Source organism: Neisseria sp. HMSC064E01 (assembly GCF_001808875.1).
Classification (GTDB): domain Bacteria; phylum Pseudomonadota; class Gammaproteobacteria; order Burkholderiales; family Neisseriaceae; genus Neisseria; species Neisseria sicca_A.
The window spans coordinates 7,009-28,347 of sequence record NZ_KV794875.1 but is presented as its reverse complement, the minus strand read 5'-3'; the positions used below and the strand labels follow the sequence as shown (position 1 = coordinate 28,347).

The 21,339-nt window shown below is 51.3% G+C and carries 25 protein-coding genes; 13 read left to right on the top strand and 12 right to left on the bottom strand.

The window, feature by feature from the left end; genetic code table 11:
* Nucleotides 1–282: 282 nt before the first annotated feature.
* From hfq to xerD, 7 genes are all read left to right on the top strand, one after another.
* Nucleotides 283–570 (top strand): RNA chaperone Hfq, encoded by a 288-nt coding sequence (gene hfq, locus HMPREF2572_RS00805; RefSeq protein ID WP_029609698.1) that lies wholly within the window; start codon nucleotides 283–285, stop codon nucleotides 568–570.
* A gap of 90 nt (nucleotides 571–660) precedes the next feature.
* Nucleotides 661–1,230 (top strand): tRNA 5-(aminomethyl)-2-thiouridylate-methyltransferase MnmM, encoded by a 570-nt coding sequence (locus HMPREF2572_RS00800; RefSeq protein ID WP_070495486.1) that lies wholly within the window; start codon nucleotides 661–663, stop codon nucleotides 1,228–1,230.
* Between the two features lie 52 nt (nucleotides 1,231–1,282).
* A complete protein-coding gene (locus HMPREF2572_RS00795; RefSeq protein WP_003762962.1) occupies nucleotides 1,283–1,657 on the top strand; it encodes a SirB2 family protein in 375 nt (124 codons plus the stop codon).
* Nucleotides 1,658–1,672: 15 nt separating this feature from the next.
* Nucleotides 1,673–2,167, top strand: coding sequence for a 2-amino-4-hydroxy-6-hydroxymethyldihydropteridine diphosphokinase (gene folK / locus HMPREF2572_RS00790; protein WP_070495483.1), 495 nt, complete (start codon nucleotides 1,673–1,675; stop codon nucleotides 2,165–2,167).
* Between the two features lie 221 nt (nucleotides 2,168–2,388).
* Nucleotides 2,389–3,024 carry a deoxynucleoside kinase gene (locus HMPREF2572_RS00785; protein WP_003742664.1) on the top strand — a complete coding sequence of 212 codons (636 nt, stop codon included), beginning with the start codon at nucleotides 2,389–2,391 and terminating at the stop codon, nucleotides 3,022–3,024.
* Nucleotides 3,025–3,132: 108 nt separating this feature from the next.
* Nucleotides 3,133–3,570, top strand: coding sequence for a peroxiredoxin (locus tag HMPREF2572_RS00780; protein ID WP_070495480.1), 438 nt, complete (start codon nucleotides 3,133–3,135; stop codon nucleotides 3,568–3,570).
* A 295-nt stretch (nucleotides 3,571–3,865) separates the two neighbouring features.
* Nucleotides 3,866–4,741, top strand: a complete 876-nt coding sequence (xerD, locus tag HMPREF2572_RS00775) for a site-specific tyrosine recombinase XerD (protein ID WP_070495477.1) — start codon at nucleotides 3,866–3,868, stop codon at nucleotides 4,739–4,741.
* Nucleotides 4,742–4,810: 69 nt separating this feature from the next.
* On the opposite strand, the gene clpA is transcribed toward xerD, so the two are convergent.
* Entirely contained in the window at nucleotides 4,811–7,096 is a 2,286-nt protein-coding gene (clpA, locus tag HMPREF2572_RS00770; RefSeq protein WP_070495476.1) for an ATP-dependent Clp protease ATP-binding subunit ClpA, read from the bottom strand.
* A 1-nt stretch (nucleotide 7,097) separates the two neighbouring features.
* Nucleotides 7,098–7,409, bottom strand: a complete 312-nt coding sequence (clpS, locus tag HMPREF2572_RS00765; RefSeq protein ID WP_003755322.1) for an ATP-dependent Clp protease adapter ClpS — start codon at nucleotides 7,407–7,409, stop codon at nucleotides 7,098–7,100.
* Between the two features lie 312 nt (nucleotides 7,410–7,721).
* Between clpS and HMPREF2572_RS00760 the strand changes: the two genes are divergently transcribed.
* Together HMPREF2572_RS00760 and HMPREF2572_RS00755 are read left to right on the top strand one after the other, a co-directional pair.
* Entirely contained in the window at nucleotides 7,722–7,925 is a 204-nt protein-coding gene (locus tag HMPREF2572_RS00760; protein ID WP_003682902.1) for a cold-shock protein, read from the top strand.
* 82 nt (nucleotides 7,926–8,007) lie between these two features.
* Nucleotides 8,008–8,235, top strand: a complete 228-nt coding sequence (locus tag HMPREF2572_RS00755) for a branched-chain amino acid ABC transporter (protein ID WP_070495473.1) — start codon at nucleotides 8,008–8,010, stop codon at nucleotides 8,233–8,235.
* 213 nt (nucleotides 8,236–8,448) lie between these two features.
* Here HMPREF2572_RS00755 and HMPREF2572_RS00750 read toward each other — a convergent pair whose 3' ends face one another.
* The gene (locus tag HMPREF2572_RS00750; protein ID WP_070495470.1) at nucleotides 8,449–10,674 is read right to left on the bottom strand and encodes a DNA internalization-related competence protein ComEC/Rec2; all 2,226 of its coding nucleotides are present in this window, start codon (nucleotides 10,672–10,674) and stop codon (nucleotides 8,449–8,451) included.
* A gap of 158 nt (nucleotides 10,675–10,832) precedes the next feature.
* Nucleotides 10,833–11,741 (bottom strand): Dyp-type peroxidase, encoded by a 909-nt coding sequence (locus HMPREF2572_RS00745; protein ID WP_070495467.1) that lies wholly within the window; start codon nucleotides 11,739–11,741, stop codon nucleotides 10,833–10,835.
* A gap of 132 nt (nucleotides 11,742–11,873) precedes the next feature.
* Here HMPREF2572_RS00745 and HMPREF2572_RS00740 point away from each other — a divergent pair, with 132 nt between their 5' ends.
* The 3 genes from HMPREF2572_RS00740 to HMPREF2572_RS00730 all read left to right on the top strand — a co-directional run bounded on the left by HMPREF2572_RS00740 (nucleotide 11,874) and on the right by HMPREF2572_RS00730 (nucleotide 13,815).
* On the top strand, nucleotides 11,874–12,959 hold the full coding sequence (locus HMPREF2572_RS00740) for a metallophosphoesterase (protein ID WP_070495463.1): 1,086 nt from the start codon (nucleotides 11,874–11,876) through the stop codon (nucleotides 12,957–12,959).
* 276 nt (nucleotides 12,960–13,235) lie between these two features.
* Entirely contained in the window at nucleotides 13,236–13,436 is a 201-nt protein-coding gene (locus HMPREF2572_RS00735) for a (2Fe-2S)-binding protein (RefSeq protein WP_049229952.1), read from the top strand.
* Nucleotides 13,437–13,560: 124 nt separating this feature from the next.
* On the top strand, nucleotides 13,561–13,815 hold the full coding sequence (locus HMPREF2572_RS00730; protein ID WP_070495461.1) for a glutaredoxin family protein: 255 nt from the start codon (nucleotides 13,561–13,563) through the stop codon (nucleotides 13,813–13,815).
* Nucleotides 13,816–13,922: 107 nt separating this feature from the next.
* Here HMPREF2572_RS00730 and HMPREF2572_RS00725 read toward each other — a convergent pair whose 3' ends face one another.
* Complete coding sequence (locus HMPREF2572_RS00725) at nucleotides 13,923–14,357, bottom strand: hypothetical protein (RefSeq protein WP_070495460.1); 435 nt, start codon at nucleotides 14,355–14,357, stop codon at nucleotides 13,923–13,925.
* The gene (locus HMPREF2572_RS00720) at nucleotides 14,350–15,657 is read right to left on the bottom strand and encodes a homoserine dehydrogenase (RefSeq protein ID WP_070495456.1); all 1,308 of its coding nucleotides are present in this window, start codon (nucleotides 15,655–15,657) and stop codon (nucleotides 14,350–14,352) included. The genes HMPREF2572_RS00725 and HMPREF2572_RS00720 overlap by 8 nt, the downstream gene beginning before the upstream one ends.
* Nucleotides 15,658–16,038: 381 nt before the next feature.
* On the opposite strand from HMPREF2572_RS00720, the gene HMPREF2572_RS00715 reads away from it, so the two are divergent.
* Nucleotides 16,039–16,413: an Mth938-like domain-containing protein gene (locus HMPREF2572_RS00715; RefSeq protein ID WP_070495454.1), complete on the top strand. Its 375-nt coding sequence runs from the start codon at nucleotides 16,039–16,041 to the stop codon at nucleotides 16,411–16,413.
* 75 nt (nucleotides 16,414–16,488) lie between these two features.
* Here HMPREF2572_RS00715 and HMPREF2572_RS00710 read toward each other — a convergent pair whose 3' ends face one another.
* From HMPREF2572_RS00710 to cls, 6 genes are all read right to left on the bottom strand, one after another.
* A complete protein-coding gene (locus tag HMPREF2572_RS00710) occupies nucleotides 16,489–16,923 on the bottom strand; it encodes a YiiD C-terminal domain-containing protein (RefSeq protein WP_070495451.1) in 435 nt (144 codons plus the stop codon).
* 84 nt (nucleotides 16,924–17,007) lie between these two features.
* Entirely contained in the window at nucleotides 17,008–17,544 is a 537-nt protein-coding gene (locus tag HMPREF2572_RS00705; RefSeq protein WP_003755292.1) for a gamma carbonic anhydrase family protein, read from the bottom strand.
* 111 nt (nucleotides 17,545–17,655) lie between these two features.
* Entirely contained in the window at nucleotides 17,656–17,946 is a 291-nt protein-coding gene (locus HMPREF2572_RS00700; RefSeq protein WP_070495449.1) for a hypothetical protein, read from the bottom strand.
* A gap of 23 nt (nucleotides 17,947–17,969) precedes the next feature.
* Complete coding sequence (locus HMPREF2572_RS00695) at nucleotides 17,970–18,272, bottom strand: hypothetical protein (protein ID WP_148132253.1); 303 nt, start codon at nucleotides 18,270–18,272, stop codon at nucleotides 17,970–17,972.
* Between the two features lie 505 nt (nucleotides 18,273–18,777).
* Entirely contained in the window at nucleotides 18,778–19,275 is a 498-nt protein-coding gene (locus tag HMPREF2572_RS00685; protein WP_070495445.1) for a hypothetical protein, read from the bottom strand.
* 203 nt (nucleotides 19,276–19,478) lie between these two features.
* A complete protein-coding gene (gene cls, locus HMPREF2572_RS00680; protein WP_070495444.1) occupies nucleotides 19,479–20,972 on the bottom strand; it encodes a cardiolipin synthase in 1,494 nt (497 codons plus the stop codon).
* Between the last annotated feature and the right edge of the window lie 367 nt (nucleotides 20,973–21,339).

Sequence of the window (21,339 nt, the reverse complement as noted above, 5' to 3'; positions counted from 1 at the left end):
TGGAGTTGGTTGGCTAAGATTTTGTAATAAAAGGACTTTGTTTGATGGCAAGGTCGTCTGAAAACCCAAATCCTCCTCCGTATGTCTGATTGCAAAAATTGTTTGTATTGAAATGAATTTTTAATACATTGGGGTAAAAAATCGTTGAAAAGCCCGTCGTTTGATAGAGGTTTGCATATTCTTACGGAAAAATAGTTGGTAATTTTTCTCGTTCGGGTCTACAATCCGACTCATGTTCGTTTTCAAAACGATTTCAAAATCATAATAATGGAGCTTATGAATATGACAGCTAAAGGACAAATGTTACAAGATCCTTTTTTGAATGCGTTGCGTAAAGAGCACGTTCCGGTTTCGATTTATCTGGTCAACGGTATCAAACTGCAAGGCCAAGTCGAGTCGTTTGACCAATACGTCGTTCTGCTGCGTAATACTTCCGTTACCCAAATGGTTTATAAACACGCCATCTCAACTATCGTTCCTGCCCGTGCCGTGAGCCTGCAACACGAGAACAAACCCCAAGCCGCTGCGGCTGCCCCGGTTCAAGTTGAGACCGTGCAACCTGCCGAATAATGTATGTAACGCATTAATCGATTCTAATACCTTACCGCTTGCCCGGTAAGGTATTTTTATTTTCAGACGACCTCTGTACGGTTTCATCTTATGCAGCTCGAAAACATCCTCCCTTTTGCACACTCGCTTCTCAAGCAAGCCTTAAAACCCGATGCCCGCGCTTTGGACGGCACGGCGGGAAACGGCAACGATACGCTGATGCTGGCGCGTTCGGTCGGCAGCGGCGGGAAAGTGTGGGCGTTTGACGTGCAAGAGCAGGCATTGGCAAACACGCGAATTCGTTTGGAACAAGCGGGTATGGCGGATAGGGTGGAACTGATATGGGACGGACATGAGAACCTAGCCGCCCATATCCGCGAACCGTTGGACGCGGCGGTATTCAATTTCGGCTGGCTGCCCGGCGGCGATAAAAGCTGTACGACAGAAGCGGCAACCAGTATCCGCGCATTGTCATCCGCCTTATCGCTGCTGAAAACGGGCGGTTTGGCGGTTGCCGTCTTATATCCGGGACATGAGGCGGGGCTGTATGAAGCGCAGGCAATCGAAGATTGGGCGCGGCAGCTGCCGCAGGATGAATTTGCCGTTTTGCATTACGGCTTTATCAACCGCCGCAACCGCCCGCCGTATTTGTTGGCGTTTGAAAAGTTACGTCAAGAATGAATGTTTGGGGTAGAATAGACGCTTCTTTCAAAAACAATAACGTGCGACCGCTATGCAATATCTGTTTGTAAAATACAGCCATCAGATTTTCGTCACCATCACCATTTTGGTGTTCAATATCCGCTTTTTCCTGCTTTGGCGGCATCCCGACAAACCTTTGGCGGGCATCTGGAAAGCCCTTCCCCATCTCAACGACACCATGCTGCTCTTTACCGGCTTGTGGTTGATGAAGATTACCCACTTTTCGCCCTTCAATTCGCCGTGGCTCGGCAGCAAAATCCTGCTGCTCTTGGTTTACATCGGGCTGGGTATGGTCATGATGCGCTCCCGTCCTCGTTCGCCGAAGTTTTACGCCATTTATGTTTTGTCGATGGCTTGCGTCGGCTGCATCGTCTATCTTGCCAAAACCAAAACGCTGCCGTTTTAAAGAGGTCGTCTGAAAATGCCGCCAACCCATTTTGCCGTCATCGCCTTGGGCAGCAACCTTGCCGAACCCGTCCGCCAAGTCCGCGCCGCATTGTCCGCGCTGGAGGCGCATCCGCAGATTCAAATCGAAAAAACTTCCTCGCTGTACGTAACCGCGCCGGTCGGCTACGACGATCAGCCTGATTTTGTCAACGCCGTTTGTTCCGTCCGCACTTCATTAGACGGCGTTTCGCTGCTTGCCGTGTTGAACCGCATCGAGGCGGATTTCGGGCGGGAACGCACGTTCCGAAACGCCCCGCGCACGTTAGACTTGGACATCATCGACTTTGACGGCATTCTCAGCAGCGACCCGCATCTGACCCTGCCGCATCCGCGCGCGCACGAACGCAGCTTTGTGATGAAGCCGCTGGCTGAAATCCTGCCTGATTTTGTTTTGAGCAGACACGGACGGGCGGCGGATTTGGCGGCTGCTTTGGGCGATGAAGGCATACGCCTGTTGGAAGCTGTTTGAAGCAAGGTAGTGAAATAAAAACGCCTGTTTATTTCAAACGCGTGTCAAAGCTTTTATTTGAGGCAACTAGGTTCAAGAGGTCGTCTGAAAAGGGAAATGGCTTGGAAGTTTCCTTTTTTAGACGACCTTTCAAGAAGGACGGCGGCAGGTTTGGGCAAACTCCGTCGGTCTGATAAAATGCCACCTTTCCAAAATATCAAAACAAAATCATTAATCAAACCATGAACTACCGTTATATTGTCGTCGAAGGCTCCATCGGCAGCGGGAAAAACGCCTTGAGCCGCCGCCTTGCAGAACATTTCAGCGCGCTGTCGCTGGCGGAAAACCCCGAACACAACCCCTTCCTCATGAAGTTTTACGCCAACGCCTCCCATCACGGCTTGGCAACCGAGCTTTTTTTCCTGATGCGCCGCGCCGAAAGCGTGGACATCATCAAAAACGAATACGCACAAGGCGGCATGGTGGTTGCCGATTTCCTGTTGGAAAAAGACCGGATTTTCACGCCGGTCGTGTTGAATGAAGACGAGCAGCAGCTCTTCGCCGATTTGAAACAAAAAATCCTGCCGCAATATCCCGCGCCCGATTTGGTGATCTACCTGCAAACCGCTGTGGACGGCAACCGCAAACGCCTGCAAAAACGCGGCGACGGCATCATCAATCTTTTCCCCGAAGGCTATTTGGGGCGGATACACGAGGGATACAGCCAGTTTTTCCACCTTTATCAAAATTCCCCGCTGCTGACCGTCAATGCCGACGAGTTGGATTTGCAAGGAAATGACGAACATTTCCAACTGTTGCTCAATGCGCTCAACGATTTGCAGGGAACGCGCAATTATCTGAATTTGAGCGAACGCTGAGGCAGTGTGCAAGATTATGGTGAAACGTCGAAGCGGCTATGTTTGGGATTCATTTAATTCCTTGCCCGCTTCTGCGTTTCCGTCTTAGGTCGTCTGAAAGGAGACATCATGACTCAATACCGATTCACTTTACCCTCAAGCAGCGGCAACAACTTCGATTCCGCCGAACATCTGCCGCTGATTGTCTATTTCTACCCCAAAGACAGCACGCCCGGCTGTACTACCGAAGGCTTGGATTTCAACGCCCGTTTGCCGCAATTTAAAGAACTCGGCTATACCGTCGTCGGCATCTCGCGCGACGGTGTGAAATCGCATCAGAATTTCTGCGCCAAACAAGGCTTCAATTTTGAATTGTTGAGCGACAAAGACGAAACCGTGTGCAAAATGTTTGACGTAATCAAGCTGAAAAAGCTGTACGGCAAAGAGTCTTTGGGCATTGAACGCAGTACCTTCGTCTTGGACGCAAACGGCGAAATCATCCATGAATGGCGCAAAGTCAAAGTCGTCGGACACGCGCAGGAAGTTTTGGAAACGCTGTCCCGATAAACCGATAATGCAGCAAAAGGTCGTCTGAAAACGAACATGGCGGGTTTGCCCAAACAGGTTTTCATTTTCAGACGACCTTTTATAATGGATGACAATCAGGACAGGTGTGCTTGTCCTGATTCATATTCACCCCACGATATAGCCAAATTACTTTATTTTCGATACGCAACTTGCCGGTTGTTGTCATTCCTGTCCTCGCGTAGGCGGGGGGCGGGAATGACGGAATCTGATGACTGCCGGATTTAAAGTTAAGTATGCTTGCGATACATCATCTTCAGACTGCCCATAAAACTCCATGACCGACGAACTCATAGACAAACTGCTCGAATCCTTGTGGCTGCAAGACCGTCTCAGCCACAACACCCTGCAAGGCTACCGTCGCGATTTGGAAAAAATCGCCGCGCGTTTGGAAGCGGGCGGGCATACCTGGTTGGATGCCGAAGCCACCGATTTGGCGGACGCCGTCTATGCGGCAGACGAAAAACACAGTTCGCAGGCGCGTGCCTTGTCCGCCTGCAAACGCCTATACGCCTGGCTGGAAGAAACCGAGCGTCGGACGGACAACCCGACCCGTTTCCTCAAAGCCCCGAAACAGACGCAAAAGCTGCCCACCTTGATTACCGAAGCGCAAATCGAAAACCTGCTCGCCGCGCCCGATACCGACACGCCGCACGGCCTGCGCGACAAAGCCCTGCTCGAAGTCATGTACGCCACAGGTCTGCGCGTAACCGAAGCCGTCAAGCTCCAACTGGGCGACCTCGACCTCAACCGCGGCTGCATCCGCACCATAGGCAAAGGCGACAAACTGCGTATCGTGCCTATGGGCGAAGAAGCCGTTTACTGGGTCGAACGCTATTGCGCCGAATCGCGCCCGCTGCTGCTCAAAAACAAAATCTGCGACGAAGTCTTCGTCAGCCAAAAACGCAGCGGCATCTCCCGCCAACTCGCGTGGATGATTGTCAAAAATTATGCAGACGCCGCCGGCATTACCTCACTCAGCCCGCACGGCCTGCGCCACGCCTTCGCCACCCACCTCGTCAACCACGGCGTCGATTTGCGTGCCGTACAACTCATGCTCGGACATGTCAACATCAACACCACCCAAATCTACACCCACGTCGCTAACATCCGCCTGAAAAACATCGTTGACGAACATCATTCGCGAAACTAAACGATTCTATTGAAAAAGGTCGTCTGAAAACAGAAATCTCGTTTTCAGACGACCTTTTGCCTTTATCCGTCAAACCGCTGCTGCTTCAGGTTTGGCTTTGTTTTTCTTGAATTTCAACACGGCTTCTTCTTTTGCCGCATCCCAGTCTATCCGCACGAAGCCGCCGTCGGCGAGTTTGCCGAACAGGAGTTCGTCGGCGAGCGGTTTGCGGATTTTTTCCTGAATCAGGCGGTGCATCGGGCGCGCGCCCATTTGCGGGTCGAAACCTTTTTCCGCCAGATATTTGCGCAATGCCGGCGTGAATTCGGCTTCGACTTTTTTGTCGAGGAGCTGGTGTTCGAGCTGGAGCAGAAATTTGTCCACGACTTTGGCGATGACGGGTTCGGACAAGGGCGCAAACGGGATAATCGCGTCCAAGCGGTTGCGGAACTCTGGCGTGAAGAGTTTGTTGATCGCCTGCATTTCGTCGCCGCGTTCGCGCTTGGCGGTAAAGCCGAGGCTGGGGCGGCTGAGGCTTTCCGCGCCTGCGTTGGTGGTCATAATCAGGATGACGTTGCGGAAATCGGCGCTCTTGCCGTTGTTGTCGGTCAGTTTGCCTGCGTCCATGACTTGCAAGAGGACGTTGAAAATATCGGGGTGGGCTTTTTCGATTTCGTCCAAGAGTAATACGCAGTGCGGATGTTTGTTGGCGGCTTCGGTCAAAAGACCGCCCTGGTCGAAGCCGACGTAGCCCGGCGGCGCGCCGATGAGGCGCGATACGGCGTGTGGCTCCATGTATTCGGACATGTCGAAACGTTGCAGCGGTACGCCCATCGAGTAGGCAAGCTGTTTGGCGACTTCGGTTTTGCCGACGCCGGTCGGTCCGGAGAAGAGGAAGCTGCCTATGGGTTTGTCGGGCAGGGCGAGGCCGGAACGCGACATTTTGACGGCGGCAACCAGCGCGTCGATGGCGTTTTCCTGACCGTAAACCATGTTTTTCAAATCACGGCCGAGGAATTGCAGCACTTGTTTGTCGTCGTTCGATACGGTTTTTTCGGGAATCCGCGCGACTTTGGCGATGACGGTTTCGATTTGCGCTTTGCCGATGACTTTTTTCTGTTTGGATTTGGGTAAAATCCGTTGCGCCGCGCCTGCTTCGTCCATTACGTCGATGGCTTTGTCGGGCAGGAAACGCTCGTTGATGTAGCGGGCGGAGAGTTCGGCGGCGGCTTCGAGTGCGCCTTGCGTGTAGCGCACTTGGTGGAAGCCTTCGAACATCGGTTTCAAGCCGCGCAGGATTTGCACGGTTTCGGCGACGGTGGGTTCGACCACGTCGATTTTTTGGAAGCGGCGGCTTAGGGCGTGGTCTTTGTCGAAAATGGTGCGGTATTCGTCGTAGGTGGTCGCGCCGATACAGCGCAGCGAGCCTTTCGCCAGCGCGGGTTTGAGCAGGTTGGATGCGTCCATCGTGCCGCCGCTGGTGCTGCCCGCGCCGATAATGGTGTGGATTTCGTCGATGAACAAAATGGCGTGTGGGATTTTTTCGAGCTGTTTCAAGACGGATTTGACCCGCGCTTCAAAGTCGCCGCGGTATTTTGTACCCGCCAAAAGCGAACCCATATCCAGCGCGTACACTTCGGCATCTTTGAGCGCGTCGGGAATGTCGCCGTTGACGATTTGATGCGCCAAGCCTTCCGCCAGCGCGGTTTTGCCCACGCCTGCTTCGCCGACCAAAAGCGGATTGTTTTTGCGGCGGCGGCACAGGATTTGCACCAGCCGTTCCATTTCGTGTTTTCTGCCGATTAAGGGGTCGATGCGACCGGCTTTGACTTCGGCGTTGAGGTTTACAGTGTAATCCGACAATGAGCCGCTTTTCGATTCGACGGGGTCGTCTGAATCATTGTCGGGGTCGTCTGAAAAGTTTTTGTGTTCGTCGTCTTCGGTTGCACCGTGTGCAATGCAGCGCAAAACTTCAAAACGCGTAACCGATTGCAGCTTGAGGAAATAAACGGCGTGGCTGTCGGTTTCGCTCATCAGCGCCACCAAAACGTCCAAAGGCTCGACCAAGCCTTTACCTGCGGATTGGGTATGCACCATTGCGCGCTGGATGACGCGTTGGAAGCCGAGTGTGGGCTGGGTTTCGACCGTGTCTAAAAGGTGGTCGGGAATCAGGGGGGTATTTTCGGCAACGCTGGCGGCGAGTTGTTCGGACACCACTTTCAAATCCGCGCCGCAGAGCTTGAGGACGTTGGGGACGGAGGCATCTTCTTCGATTAACACCAAAAGCAGATGCTCGAGGCTGATAAATTCATAATGAGCCTTACGCGCCTCGCGGTAAAGCTGCTGCAAAATCTGTTCCAATTCGGGTGAAAGCATATTAAATCTCCTCGACAATACATTGCAGCGGATGCCCTTCGGCTTTTGCCCGCTGCATGACTTGTTGTTGTTTGGTTTGGGCGATGTCCCGTGTGTAAGTGCCGCACAAGCCTTTGCCTTCGTGATGAACCAAGAGCATTACCGCCACTGCCTGCTCCTGTCCGAGCATAAAGATTTCGGTCAGGATTTCGACGACGAATTCCATCGTGGTGTAATCGTCGTTCAGCAAAAATACGCCGTAACGTTTCGGCGGGGCGGTCTTTTGGTCGCTTAAAAGTGTATCGGATTCGTGATGTGTGTTTGGGTTGTTCATAAATATTTTGGCTTTGTGCAAAAGGGTTTGTTTTCAGACGACCTTGTGAAAGGTTTGATACCAAATGAATCTATAAATGAAGTGATTATAAGGTTTATTTCAATTTCTGTTGTATTTTGGTCTGTTTCCGCCATTTTCGCACTTTTTCCCTTATATGGCTTGACGTTTTGACTTAACAAATGTAAAAAGACGGTTAAGCAGAAGCCGGCACTCGACCAAGTATATAAAGCTAGGGAGAAACGCTGAACGTTTAAGTTTGCTGTATGCCTTATTTTGCTGATTTTGTTAATTTTTAAGTATAGGAAGTTTCTAATGGCAACCGGTATCGTAAAATGGTTTAACGACGCTAAAGGTTTTGGTTTCATCACTCCTGATGAAGGTGGCGAAGATCTGTTCGCTCACTTCTCAGCGATCAACATGGATGGTTTCAAAACCCTGAAAGAAGGTCAACGCGTATCTTTCGACGTAACCACCGGCCCTAAAGGCAAACAAGCTGCTAACATTCAGGCTGCTTAATTAAATGCACGGCTTATGCCGTAGAATGATGGCGGGATTGATTCCCCGCCATTTTTTATTGTCTATAAGAAACGGAATCCATATGGCAGAAGACAAACAAAACACCGCCTACGAAAACGCCCTGCGGCAGCTGGACGAACTCATCGCGCATCTGCGCAGCAGCGGGGAAGTGAGCTGCGCTGTGGCGGAACAAGAAGACCTGATGCTGATACGGCTTGCCGATTTGAAAATCGATTTGAGGCCGAGTGATGAAAAGGCGATAGCGGATATCGACCGGTTTTACCGCCGTCATTTGGGCGACGGCAAATAAAATCGGATGATCGCAATCGCGTGATGAAGGTCGTCTGAAATCTCTATTTCGCCCTTGCCTGTTTTTTGGGCAGCCTTATTTTTTCTTTTAGTATCAACCGTTAATCCGATATATCCACAACTGGATTCACATAAAGCAAGGATAACTATATTTTTGCTGCATAGAGACTTTAGGGTCGTCTGAAAACCTGTTTCTATCATTCGGCAAATACGTTTACTCAAACGGCTTTTTCTGCCAATAAAACTTATCCTTTTTCAGACGACCTTTAAAGATTTCATCACCGCCCAACTCAAACACCAGCGCACCCGACAAATCCGTCCGCAACAAAGTCGCGCCGTGTGCGCGGACGCGGGTTTGGACGGCGGGGGTAGGGTGTTTGTAAGCGTTGGCATAGCCGCTGGAAGCGACGGCGTATTTGGGCGAGACCGTGTTGAGGAAGCCGCCGGATGAAGCCGTATTACTGCCGTGGTGTCCCAATATCAAAACCTGGCTGTACAGCGAGCCGCCGTAGCGTTCTATCAGCTCCGCTTCGCCCTTCACGCCCAAATCACCCGTAACCAGCAAAGCCTGTCCGTCGGAAACGACGCGCAAGACGCAGCTTCGGTCATTGTCTTCGCCGCCCGGGTTTTCAGACGACCTCAATAACTCGAAATCTACGCCGTCCCATTGCCATTGCGCTTCGGCGCAAAATTTTGCATTCGGATAAAACTCAGGCTGCCCCGCCAGCGTTTCGCCGATTTCAATATCGGAAACGGCATCCAAACCGCCGTCGTGGTCGCTGTCGTGATGCGACAGAATCAGCTTGTCCAAACGGCGTACACCCATGGCGTTCAGGCTTGGCACGATACCCGTTTGCGCTGCCTGTGCCGTCCCCGTGTCAAACAGCAGGTTGCGGTTGCGCGTCTGTATACATACCGACAAACCCTGTCCAGCGTCCATTACGGTAATCCGCGCCAAGCCGTCGTCCAAACGGTCGGGGCGGTAAAACACAAATCCAGCCAACACCAAACACGCCCACGGCCGCAAACCCAATCCGCGCGGCAACAGCCACAGCAAAGCCGCCGCAAAAGCCAAAACCAACAGCGGCACAGGCGCGGCGGCTACGGCAAATTCAGGCGATACTTCCGCCAGCCAAACCAAGCCGCGCAAAGTGTATTCCGCCAAACCTGCTGCCGCCCATTGCAAAGGTGCGAACGGCAACACCGACCCCAGCAATGCCAACGGCGTCAGCACCCAAGAAAACCAAGGAATCATCGCCGCATTGACCAAAGGGCTGATGATGGGCAAGGACGCAAAAATATAGCCCAACAATACCACCGACAACACCGTCGCCGCCCATTGTCCGCGTACAGCCAAACGCCAGCCGCGTTCTTTCAGACGACCTGCCGAAGCCCAAATCAAGGCTGCGACCAAGCCGAACGACAGCCAAGTGCCTACGCCCAAAACCGCTAGAGGATCAAGCAGCAACACCACTGCCAAAGCCTGCCACCACGCCGTCCAGCCCGAAGACAGACTGCCGCGCCACCAAGCCCAAGCAAACGCCGCCAACATCAAAACGCTGCGCTGCGTCGGCACGGAAAAGCCTGCCAGCAAAGCATAAAACAAAGCCCCTGCCGCGCCGCCCGCCAAAATCCACACGCGCGGTTTAGCCGGTACCCAAGGCAGTCGTCTGAAAATCAGTTTGACCAGCCAACCCGCCAAAACCGCCACCATCGTAACGTGCAGCCCCGAAATACTGACTAAGTGCGTCAAGCCCAAAGGTCGGAACGCCTGCCACAGTTCGGGCCTCAACGCCGATTGTTCGCCTATGCTTAAAGCCCGCATCAGACCGATACCGTCCGAAAAATCTGGGCTGTCCGCCTCGACAGCCTGCCAACGGCGGCTGACCGCATCGCGCCACACCGCCAAGCCGACACCGCCACCCTCGCGAACCAAGCTCCTGCCTTTGCCCAGCGTACCCGCGCCATCCAACCCGTTTGCCAACGCCCAAGCCTCGCGGTTCAGCCCGCGCAGGTTCACTTCGCCGATAACCGGCTTGAGCCGTGCCGACACCTTCCAGCGGCTGCCCACCGCCCAATCGCGTTTCTGATAATCCGACAACAATAAATCAAATTGCCGCCCATCCTCCGTCCACGCCTTCGCCGCAAACTGCACCCGCCGCCCGTCACCGCGCGGCATATCCGCGACTTCAACCGTCAACACCGATTCCGAAGCCCCGTTCAGCGGCCATTGTGCCGACAAAGCCGCTTCTGTTCGAAACACGCCGTAAGCCGCACCGAGCAGGACACACAGCATCATGCCTGCCGCCGCAAACCGCCGTGAAGCCGCCAGTAAAACCAATGCCGCCGCCAGCCACACGCCCCAATGCGGTACGGACGGCAAAGCGAACGAAGCGATGACGCCGACTGCCCAAAACGGCAACCCATAATATTTCAGCAAAACGGTTTCCCTTTTTATTATTAGTTTTGAAATTAAACGGAAATAATAATTGAATTTTCCTCAAACGTCATGAAAAAGGTCGTCTGAAAACCTGAATCTCAAGTTTTCAGACGACCTTTTGTCTTAGGGTTTCAATATTTCAGATTGGCAAAGCCGTTTTACAAATCCTGCAAACGCTCGACCGAAGGGGCGTAGTAATACGCGCCGGAAACGGCGGTGGAAAGATGCTTGAGCAGTAGGTCGGTTTTGCCGTCGGCATCGCCGAACATGCTCAAGAGCTGCGCTTCTATATTGTGCAGGGTATGGCAGTAGGAAGTGAACATCAGGCCGTGTTCGCCGCTGAGTTTGCCGAAGGGCAGGCTGCGGCGGACGATTTTCAGACCCACGCCGTTTTCTTTCAGGTTGACGCGACCCAAATGCGAATCGGGTAGGCGAACGTCTTTGCTGAATTCTTCGTTGGCTTCTTTGCTGCGTCCGACGCTGGCTTCTTGTTCGGCAACGGGGACGGCATCCCATTTTTTCAGGTCGTGCAGGTATTTTTGCAGCAGGACGTAGCTGCCGCCGGCATCGGGTCGGCCTTCGGGAATAATGGCGACATTGCGGACATTTTCATCGCCTTGCGGATTTTCGGTACCATCGACAAAGCCGTCTAGTCCGCGGTCTTCATACAGGCGCAAGCCGTGTTCCTCGGTGGCGATGCTGATGCTGTCGCCGAACGCGGCAAAGACGGATTGGGCGAGCGCGTAGGCGGCTTTTTGGCGGCAGGCTTGGATGTGGATGTAGATATCGTGTTGGGTCGAAGGGGCAAGGCCGTTGCCCATGACGGGGAAGGGCTTGATTTCACTGCCTTCTTCTGCGTGTCCGAACGCTTTCCATGCGTTGCTGCCGAAGGCGATGGTCATGCCTAAAATGTCTTCTGGAAAGCGGGTTTTGAGTTTATCCAAGGCTTTAAGCGAGCTTCGGCAGGCGGTTTTGATGTCGTCGTAACGGTGGTCGCGGATATCGGCTTCGATGAATATGCCGGCTTGGGCGTGATCGGGGATGATGGCGGTTTGCGGGCTGGGCATTGTGCTTCCTTTTCTGTTTATTGAGTTTTTCGGACAATATTATAGCACTTAAGGTTTTCAGACGACCTCGTCTGAAAGGGCGGATATGATAGAATCCGCCGTTTGTGTTTTGATTTTCAACAGGTTCGCTTTATGTTTGGCACGATGTTTCTGATTATGATTGTATTGCTCCAGCTTTTCACGTTCGGACTGGGGCGTTCGTTGCAATGGCTGTTCGCGCCGGTGGTCGGCAAGGCGGGCAGGCGTTGGCTGATGGGGGTGTCGTATTTCGTGACCAACGGCCTGTTGGCGGGGCTTTTGTTGGAATTGGGACATTTTATGTTCCGCATCATGGCGTTTTGGATGGTGTTGCTGCTGTTTGTGATGTATGCGGCGCTGGCGACGTTTGTCCTGTTCCTACTGCTGCGCAAATTCGTGGCAAGCCGGTCGCTGTCACGCAGCCTGCGGCTGTTTGCGCCGTTGTTTGTGTTCGGCTTGGTTAGCTTTGGGATGTACAACGCCTATACGCCCGTCGTCCGTCATCAGACCGTCGTGATCGATAAGAAAATGGACAAACCGCTGCGCATCGGCGTGGCAAGCGACCTGCACTTGGGAATTTTGTTCGGCGCGCGGCAACTGGATAAGCTGGTGGACATTATGAACCGCGAAAAAGTTGATTTAATCCTGTTGCCGGGCGATCTGATGGACGACAACGTCGATGCCTACCGCAAAGAGAATATGCAGCCGCATCTGGGTCGTCTGAAAGCACCGCTGGGTGTTTACGCGACTTTGGGCAATCACGATATGTTCGGCGACAGCGCGCGCATCCGCCATGATCTCGAAGCGGCAGGCATTACCGTACTTGGCAACCAAGTGTTGCAACAAGATGCTTTCTTGCTCGTCGGCCGCAATGATGACTTGGATCACGACCGTCCGTCTGTCGCGCAGTTGCTGGAAAACCACAATACCGACCAGCCCGTTTTGCTGATGGACCACCGACCGACCGAAGTCGAGGCGCACGCTACGCTGCCTATTGATGTTCAAGTATCCGGCCATGTACACAACGGTCAAATCGCGCCGGCAAACCTGATTGTGCGTACGCTCTACCGCCTTGCCTACGGCTACGAGGAAATCGGCGGAAGACACTTTTTTGTTACGTCCGGCTACGGTTTCTGGGGGATTCCGCTGCGCTTGGGTTCGCAGTCGGAAGTGTGGGTGATTGATGTGAAGGGGAAATAGCGGGTATTGCAAAATGAAAAGATAAAAAATACAGGCTTGCCGTTGCGCAGCTTGTATTTTTTTATTCGCTGTGAAATGTCATGAGTTGCGCGGCTTTGCTGTTTTCTAGAATATTCTTCCTAATCTATTACATCAATCAAAATAATGAAATCAATAGAAAATTACCAAATAAAACCATTCAAACCGGCCTTGCAATGCAAACTGTTTTTATTTATATTCACGTTTAAGAATAAAACACACTATCAATACTAAGCGAAAGAAAACACGGAGCACATTATGTTTGTCTGCATTTGCAACGCCATTACCGACCACGACATCAAAGAAACCATCGCAGCCGGTGCCAGTACCATGAGCGATTTGCAGGCTCAATTGGGCGTTGCTACCTGTTGCGGCTGCTGCGGCGAGTTGGCGGCTTCTTTCCTGAATGCCAACAATGCCCAAACGACAGTGACCGCCGGCATTAATGTGCAGTCCTAATCTTATCTAAAGCATTCTTAAAGGTCGTCTGAAACCGAAATCCAAGGTTTCAGACGACCTTTGCATTGGTAGCCGCCTTTATCTTACAATCCGTTTTCGTTTACCACACCGCAAAGCATCCGCCATGAAGCTGACCCTGATGTTTCGAGAATATTGCAGTCTCTGTCACAAAATGCGTGAACAGCTCAAGCCGTATCAAGAGGCATTCGGTTTTGAGTTGGAAATCTTCGATGTCGATGAAGACCCTGTTTTAGAAGAAAAGTATAACGAGCTTGTCCCCGTGTTATTGGATGGGGATGAAGAAATCTGCCATTGGTTTTTGGATGAGGAAAAACTGAAGGCTTGGTTGGAAGAGAAGAAACCGATCGTCCGAGCTTAGTTTTGCTGTTCCATCCTGATTTGAAGTCAATCCCTTATCAATAAAAAGGTCGTCTGAAAAACACCAAACGGAGTTTCAGACGACCTTTTTGCCATGTCAAAACCGGATTATTCCGCCTTCAAATCTGCCACACACTGCTTGTCGCGATCTTCAAACGCTTGCGCGCCGCCGAGCAGATCGAGCTGCTCTTGCGGGCTGAGTTTTCCTAAGGAGCGGATTTGCTCTTCGGAGAGCTTGTCCAAAGGCTTGTCCCACATACAGGTGCAGTAATCGGCGGCGAGTTTGCTGTTGTTTGAATCCAAGCCCCTTTCTTTCAAATCGTTTTGCCATTTTTCGGCAAAGGGGATGTTTTTCACGCAAGACTCAAAGATGTTCTGCTTTGCCTGCGGTTTGGACATGGCACACTGCGAGAGCAGGACGGTGGCGGCGAGCAATGCCAAAATGACCCACGCCCAAATGCGGATGGTGCGGATTTTGGCTTTCGCTTTTTTACGCGCCGCGGCTTGCTCTTCGGCGGACATTTCGTTTTTCGGCTCAGTCATGCAGGCTTTCCATGCGGATCATGGTGATCGGTTTTTCCACGCAGCTTAATGCTTCGATGGCGGCAATGGCGCGCTTGATGTTTTTCTCGACTGTGCTGTGGGTCAGAATCACGATTTCGGCGGTGGTTTGGTCGATCACGCCTTTTTGGATTAAGGCTTCGATGGACACGTTTTCTTTTGCCAAAAGCGCGGCGATTTGCCCCAGTGTACCCGGTTCGTCTTTGGCTTGGACGCGCAGGTAGTAGCTGCTGGTGATTTCGTCCATAGGCAGGATGGTTTGCGCGTGGACTTGGGCGGGTTGGAACGCCAGGTGCGGCACGCGGTGGCCGGTGTCGGCGTCAATCAGGCGTGCGATGTCGATGATGTCGGCAACCACGGCGGAAGCGGTCGGCAATGCGCCCGCGCCCGCGCCGTAATATAAGGTTTCGCCGACCATATCGGCGTTGACGCGCACGGCGTTCATCACGCCGTTGACGTTTGCCAAGAGGCGGCTTTCGGGAATCAGGGTCGGATGGACGCGCAATTCGATGCCTTTGTCGGTTTTGCGGGTAATGCCCAAAAGTTTGATGCGGTAGCCGAGTTCTTCGGCGTATTTGATGTCGCGGCTGTCGAGTTTGCTGATGCCTTCGAGATAGCAGGCGGGGAAGTTCATCGGCGTACCGAATGCCAGCGCGCTCATGATGGTGATTTTGTGGCCTGCGTCGTTGCCTTCGATGTCGAAGGTCGGATCGGCTTCGGCATAGCCTAATGCCTGCGCTTCTTTCAATACGTCAGCAAACGCGCTGCCTTTTTCGCGCATTTCGGAGAGGATGAAGTTGCTGGTGCCGTTGATGATGCCGGCGATGCTGCGGATGCGGTTGGCGGCGAGGCCTTCGCGCAGGGCTTTGATAATCGGGATGCCGCCCGCCACAGCCGCTTCAAATTGCACCATGACGTTTTTTTCTTCTGCCAGCGGGAAGATTTCGTTGCCGTATTCGGCGAGCAGTTTTTTGTTGGCGGTAACGATGTGTTTGCCGTTTTCAATGGCTTTTAATACGGCATCTTTGGCGATGCCGGTACCGCCGAACAATTCGACGACGACATCGACGTCTTCACGCGCCACCAGTTCGAACGGGTCTTTGACGAAGGCTGCGGACGGGCAGGTTTGGCGGGCTTTTTCTTCGCTCAAGTCGCATACGGCACTGATGCGCACTTCGCGTCCCAAACGACGGCTGATTTCCGCCGCATTGTCCTGCAACACGGCAGCCGTACCGCCGCCGACCGTACCTAAACCTAAAAGACCGATGTTTACTGGCTTCATTGTGCCTCCTTGTGAGCCGATTCTCTTAAATTAAAAAGTAAAAACAGAAATTCAGAAAGCCCGAAACGCGACGCCGCCGCCGGGGATTGTTATAGTGGATTAACTTTAAATCAGGACAAGGCGACGAAGCCGCAGATAGTACATCAGGACAAGGCGACGAAGCCGCAGACAGTACAAATAGTACGGCAAGGCGAGGCAACGCCGTACTGGTTTAAAGTTAATCCACTATAATGCTGATTTTGCAAGGGCGGAAGACGCAGGCTAAAGTCGCCCATCCTACCTGAAATTGCCTGATTTTGCACCTTTTTTACGGAACGCGGCGAAAGGGCGGCAAGTCTGTTTGAAATTGATATATCAAGCCGAGAAAGAAACGGAAGAAAAATGCTGATTGAAGAAAACAAAACCGATGAAACCCTAAGCCTGACCGCTTATCGGGCGGGCGCAATCGAAGCGGGCGGCAAAACCTACACCGCGCCCATCATCTGGCGCAACGGCAAAATCGAAGCAATGAACGTGCAAACGCCGTTCGAACTGACTGCCGCTGACCTGTTTCAGACGACCTCCGAGTCGGACGGTTTGCCCGAAGTCATCATCATCGGGACAGGAGAGAAGCAGCAGTTCCTCCATCCCAAAATCGCCGCCGAACTTGCCGCACACGGCATCGGGCTGGAATGTATGAACACAGCCTCCGCATGCCGGACGTTGGTGTTGCTGCAAGGCGAAGTACGAAGCGTTTGGGCTTGGCTTTGGGTATGAACGGGCATACGGCACATATAAAATAGGTCGTCTGAAATTTTTCAGACGACCTATTTTGATGAAACTGTCGATACTCTAGCCCAATACGACAAACCGTCCTTCAAAGACGGCAGCCAATTCGTTTTCCGAATAGATTTCGGTTTTTAGGACGATTTTTCCTTTTTTATGGCGCTCGAACATAGCTTTTAGGTTTTGCCACTCTTCAGCCGGCGGACTGCGTGTGATGATGGTCAGATCGCCTCGTGCAGGGCGCAGGTAGCGGGTAGTACCTTCTTGAATGACGATATTGCCATCCGATTCGGGGCAATGGAGATAGACGGTTGCCCAGCCGCCGACGGTTGCCGCCAACGCGATACTGCCGCCGAAGGCGGTATTTTTATGATTGCGGTTGGGGGCGTGGGGTGCGAAAAGTACGGTCTGATCCGCTGTGGTTTCCAAGACGCTCAGGTCGAGCAGGGCGGTCGCAGGGATGTGGGCATGTAGGAAATCTTGCAGGGTTTCGGGGTTCATGGTCGGTATCGGGATGGGTCGTCTGAAAATCAGAGGCAGGCAGCAAAGCCCTATCAATTATAGCGATAAGGTAGTGCAGAGGGCTTATTTTGATTGCTTGTGCTGTCCTGCCAGCCGCACATAATGCGCGGACGAATATTTCAAAAACTCTTTTTCCTTGTCCGTCAGCGGGCGGACTTGTTTGACGGGCGAGCCGACATAAAGATAGCCGCTTTCCAAACGTTTGCGCGGCGGCACCAAGCTGCCTGCGCCTATCATCACGTCGCTTTCGACGACAGTATCGTCCAGAATAATTGTTCCCATACCGATTAAAACGCGGTCGCCGATACGGCAGCCATGCAGCATGACTTTGTGTCCGACGGTAACGTCTTCGCCGATGACAAGGGGCGAACCTTCAGGCTTTTCCGCGTTTTTGTGCGAAACGTGCAAAACGCTGCCGTCCTGCACATTACTGCGCGCGCCGATGCTGATGCTGTTCACATCGCCGCGCAAAACGGCATACGGCCAGACGGATACGTCTTCGGCAAGCGATACTTCGCCGATGATGACCGAAGTTTCATCGATAAGGCAGGACTCGTGGACTTGCGGAGTATGGTCTAAGAAGGGGCGGATGGGGTTCATGCGGTTATTTCCTTTGTAAGCAGGGTTTGTTTTAAGAGGTCGTCTGAAACGGATTTCAAGCTTTTCAGACGACCTTTTTAAATGTTGGGTTTTGAGCCAATCTATCCTTAACTAAAACCACCTGTTGACAGGACATTTTTCTTCATATTTGGCTAAATCACTCGATTTCATCTTGTTTAAAGACACTAATTGTCTACATAATTTCTGAAATCTACCGAAAGATTCGCAATCTCCGGCAACAGAAGCATAAAACCATAGATACTGATCAATTTCTTCCAAGGGAGATAGTTTGCAAATATTATCTATCTGATTTTCCATGATTCTATCGGCTACTTCATATTGCTCATTATCAAATAATTTATCTAAAATTGATTCAAACTCTTCAAAATTTTTAAAAATCATCTCTATATTGTTGATTAATTGAATTATATTTCAGATTTCTTTAAAAGAATATCCTCTAAAATATTAATTATTTTTCTGCTAAAAGGATGTTCATGTGTAGCCGGTAATATAAGAGTGTAGTAATACACTTCATGAAGTATAAAAATATTCTTTCTCAAGATACTGTCTTTAGGACAGTCATCATATAGGTCTTCATATCCATCATAATATGCATAATCTGCCATTGTATTCATTCTTAATGATTGATAGTACTGGCATGCCAATGATATTTGGCCTTCTCCATGTTGATCGAGTTTATAGGCATTCTCTTCTGAGAAATTCTCCATTTCATGATCTTTAACATACCCATAAAAAAACTGCCATCAAATAGTTTGTCATTCTCATAAATAATGCAATTTGGCCATAGCTCAACTATTGCTTTATTAAAACCATTCAAAACAATATCAGGTTTTTTATTTGAAACAACAAAGTATTCCATTCCTGTTATATTCATATCAATAATCCCGTGTTAATTATTTAGCAGTTTTACCATGCTCCAACATTTGGTGCTGAGTTACAAGTAAATTTGTTGGAGAGGTGGTAACGATAAATCTTTCACGATCTCCGTCATAAGGACGGGAAAAGAAACTGTCTGACGACAAAAAATCAACCACGGGTTGTGCTGATTCAAGTATTTGGTTCCAAGTCTTTTTCATTGTTCTAGTTACGAATAACAGATTTTCCAATCTAAACGTCGTCTGAAACAGGTTTCAAATTTTTTTCAGACGACCTTTTCAAACCCACCCATACACATGAGTTAAGATTTCAAACGGATTACAGTTTTCTCATCCTTTATTCGTTGGAAAAAACAATCATTTTCCCTTCCGGATAATCTCCTTTCCAGCCGCAAGGGAGACCGTTATGTTGGTAAACATATAAGATATCTTTCCAAATCTCCGGTATATAGTTATTGGCATAACAATTCAATAAAATCCTCATATTGTCAGGCATTGTTTCTTCCAGTAGGTTTACTACCCCCTCTATCGTGAGCTTTTTATCTGCACCATGAAAATCCTTATCTAGGGCTCCCAGGCAATTGGTATTAATTAATTTAGCACCAATCAAGTAGTGCCAATCGAAATCCTCCAAACCCGAGAATTGCTGAGTATCTATAATCTCCTCCCACTCGTCCCATTCGCGACCTAAAAGATATTTGGCTTCCTCCGGAGAGGCGGTAACGATAAATTTTTCACGATGGCCGTCATAAGGACGGGAAAAGAAACTGTCTGATGACAAAAAATCAACCACAGGTTGCGCCGATTCAAGTATATGGTTCCAAGTCTTTTTCATTGTTGTTTGCCTTTTGAATCAAATTTTACAAGCACCAAGTCCGGGAATATTGGTTTACGGGGCGCGGGCGAGATGAAAAATATTCGGTTTATATTATCTATCTGTCTTCGGGATGACAACTGTTATCCAAACAAAAAAGGTCGTCTGAAAAGGTTTCCAAGCTTTTCAGACGACCTTTGGTCTTGTATGAACGGTAAGCCTGTCTATAACAGCGGACTCATCAGGCGGACGGTGTTTTCTATCAGCCCGCGGAATTTGGAGCGTTGCTGCCATGCTTTGACGGTGATGTAGCTGCTATTTTTGAGGTAGTCGCGTTGCAGGTTGCAGATTTGTTTGGTGATGTCGCGGTCGTAGATGGCGAGGCTGATTTCGAGGTTGAGGAAGAAGCTGCGCATGTCCATGTTGACCGTGCCGAAGAGGGCGTAGTCTTCGTCTATGGTCATGGTTTTGGCGTGTAGAAGTCCGCCTTCGAACATGGCGATTTTGACGCCTGCGTCCAGCAGCATGGGGTAGTAGGCGCGGGAGGCGTAACGCACCATGAGGGAATCGACTTTGGCGGGCACAATCAGGGTAACTTTGACGCCGCGTTTGGCGGCGATGGTCAATGCCATCAGGAGGGGTTCGTCGGGGACGAAATAGGGGGTGGTGATGGTGATTTGTTTGGTGGCGGCGTAAATCGCGCTGATGATGGTTTCGTAAATGACGTGGCTGCCTTGTTCGGGCGCGGAGGGGATGACTTGGGCGACGATGTCGCCCTGTTGCATTTTTTCGGGAAGGATTTCGGGAATGCGCTCTTGCGCCTGCGTCAGATATTGCTGTACGCCTTCGAGGTTTTCGTCGGTTTCGACGGCGAGATCGGCGAAGAAGACGGCGGAGAGTTCGAGTACCATCGGGCCGGTGCAGCGCATCATGACGTCCACCCATTCGCCGACGCCTGAATCTTTTTTGAAGAAGCGGGGATCAACGAGGTTGAAGCTGCCGGTGTAACCGATTTTGCTGTCGATGACGAGGATTTTGCGGTGGTTGCGCAGGTCGGTGCGTGTGAAGAAGGTGCGCCAGACGCCGACGGGCAATGAGGCGTGGACTTCTATGCCGGCTTCGCGCAGGGTTTCTACCCAGCCGCTGTCGAAAAAGCGGCTGCTGCCGACGGCGTCGGCGAGGATGGCGCAGTCCAAACCTCTGTCGGCGGCGGCGAGGAGTTCGTTTAACAGTTCTTCTATCCTGCCTTCGGGTTCGATGATGTAGAAGGCGAGCATGCAGGAATGGCGGGCGGCGCGGATGTCGGCAAGCATGGTGTCGATGATTTCATCGGTGGTGGACAGCAGCGTCATGGCGTTGTTGCGCGTGGCGCCGAGTCCCGTGCCTTTGGCGGCGACTTTGCTGATGCCGTGATAACGGGATTTGACGTTTTCGCCGACGCCGAGGTAGATGTCGGAGAGGTAGGTTTCGGCGAAACTTTGATAGAAGCGGTTCATCTCGCCCGTGCGCTTTGCCCGCGCCGTGCCGAGCCGCGGCTCGCCGATAAGCAGGTAGGCGATGGTACCGAAGACGGGGAAAAGGAAGAGGATAATCAGCCAGGCAAACGTGGAGCCGATGTTTTTTTGTTTGTACAACACGCGCAAGACGCAGCCGAGCGCGGCGCAGGTGTGGGCGAAAATGAAGATTTCTGTCCAGGTGATGTCTTTTAGAAAAGTCATGTTCGATAGGCGGTGGAGGAATGGCGGGAGCGGATGTATAGTGGATTAACTAAATCAGGACAAGGCGATGAAGCCGCAGATAGTACAGATAGTACGGAACCGATTCACTTGGTGCTTTAAGCACCTTAGAGAATCGTTCTCTTTGAGCTAAGGCAACGCAGTACTGGTTTAAAGTTAATCCACTATATTTTTGAGTCTGACTGGTTTGAGGCGGTAAGGTTCAGATGGTGAGTATATACAAAGGTCGTCTGAAAAACGAGTTGACACCGATAAGCGGGTGTTTTTCGTTTTCAGACGACCTTTTGAGTTTTGTTTTAGCGAAACTCGCTGCGCTCGTTTTAGCGAAACTCGCTTCGCTCGTTTTCAG

Bases quoted from the DNA above. Each gene is read 5' to 3' on its own strand.
- clpS (WP_003755322.1), bottom strand. From the start codon at position 7,409: ATGAACAACCCAAACACACATCACGAATCCGATACACTTTTAAGCGAC.
- HMPREF2572_RS00795 (WP_003762962.1), top strand. From the start codon at position 1,283: ATGCAATATCTGTTTGTAAAATACAGCCATCAGATTTTCGTCACCATC.
- cls (WP_070495444.1), bottom strand. From the start codon at position 20,972: ATGACTTTTCTAAAAGACATCACCTGGACAGAAATCTTCATTTTCGCC.
- HMPREF2572_RS00695 (WP_148132253.1), bottom strand. From the start codon at position 18,272: ATGGAGAATTTCTCAGAAGAGAATGCCTATAAACTCGATCAACATGGA.
- HMPREF2572_RS00700 (WP_070495449.1), bottom strand. From the start codon at position 17,946: ATGATTTTTAAAAATTTTGAAGAGTTTGAATCAATTTTAGATAAATTA.
- HMPREF2572_RS00740 (WP_070495463.1), top strand. From the start codon at position 11,874: ATGTTTGGCACGATGTTTCTGATTATGATTGTATTGCTCCAGCTTTTC.
- HMPREF2572_RS00710 (WP_070495451.1), bottom strand. From the start codon at position 16,923: ATGAACCCCGAAACCCTGCAAGATTTCCTACATGCCCACATCCCTGCG.
- xerD (WP_070495477.1), top strand. From the start codon at position 3,866: ATGACCGACGAACTCATAGACAAACTGCTCGAATCCTTGTGGCTGCAA.
- HMPREF2572_RS00715 (WP_070495454.1), top strand. From the start codon at position 16,039: ATGCTGATTGAAGAAAACAAAACCGATGAAACCCTAAGCCTGACCGCT.
- clpA (WP_070495476.1), bottom strand. From the start codon at position 7,096: ATGCTTTCACCCGAATTGGAACAGATTTTGCAGCAGCTTTACCGCGAG.
- HMPREF2572_RS00780 (WP_070495480.1), top strand. From the start codon at position 3,133: ATGACTCAATACCGATTCACTTTACCCTCAAGCAGCGGCAACAACTTC.
- HMPREF2572_RS00735 (WP_049229952.1), top strand. From the start codon at position 13,236: ATGTTTGTCTGCATTTGCAACGCCATTACCGACCACGACATCAAAGAA.
- hfq (WP_029609698.1), top strand. From the start codon at position 283: ATGACAGCTAAAGGACAAATGTTACAAGATCCTTTTTTGAATGCGTTG.
- HMPREF2572_RS00755 (WP_070495473.1), top strand. From the start codon at position 8,008: ATGGCAGAAGACAAACAAAACACCGCCTACGAAAACGCCCTGCGGCAG.
- HMPREF2572_RS00730 (WP_070495461.1), top strand. From the start codon at position 13,561: ATGAAGCTGACCCTGATGTTTCGAGAATATTGCAGTCTCTGTCACAAA.
- HMPREF2572_RS00720 (WP_070495456.1), bottom strand. From the start codon at position 15,657: ATGAAGCCAGTAAACATCGGTCTTTTAGGTTTAGGTACGGTCGGCGGC.
- HMPREF2572_RS00800 (WP_070495486.1), top strand. From the start codon at position 661: ATGCAGCTCGAAAACATCCTCCCTTTTGCACACTCGCTTCTCAAGCAA.
- HMPREF2572_RS00760 (WP_003682902.1), top strand. From the start codon at position 7,722: ATGGCAACCGGTATCGTAAAATGGTTTAACGACGCTAAAGGTTTTGGT.
- HMPREF2572_RS00785 (WP_003742664.1), top strand. From the start codon at position 2,389: ATGAACTACCGTTATATTGTCGTCGAAGGCTCCATCGGCAGCGGGAAA.
- HMPREF2572_RS00725 (WP_070495460.1), bottom strand. From the start codon at position 14,357: ATGACTGAGCCGAAAAACGAAATGTCCGCCGAAGAGCAAGCCGCGGCG.
- HMPREF2572_RS00685 (WP_070495445.1), bottom strand. From the start codon at position 19,275: ATGAAAAAGACTTGGAACCATATACTTGAATCGGCGCAACCTGTGGTT.
- folK (WP_070495483.1), top strand. From the start codon at position 1,673: ATGCCGCCAACCCATTTTGCCGTCATCGCCTTGGGCAGCAACCTTGCC.
- HMPREF2572_RS00745 (WP_070495467.1), bottom strand. From the start codon at position 11,741: ATGCCCAGCCCGCAAACCGCCATCATCCCCGATCACGCCCAAGCCGGC.
- HMPREF2572_RS00705 (WP_003755292.1), bottom strand. From the start codon at position 17,544: ATGAACCCCATCCGCCCCTTCTTAGACCATACTCCGCAAGTCCACGAG.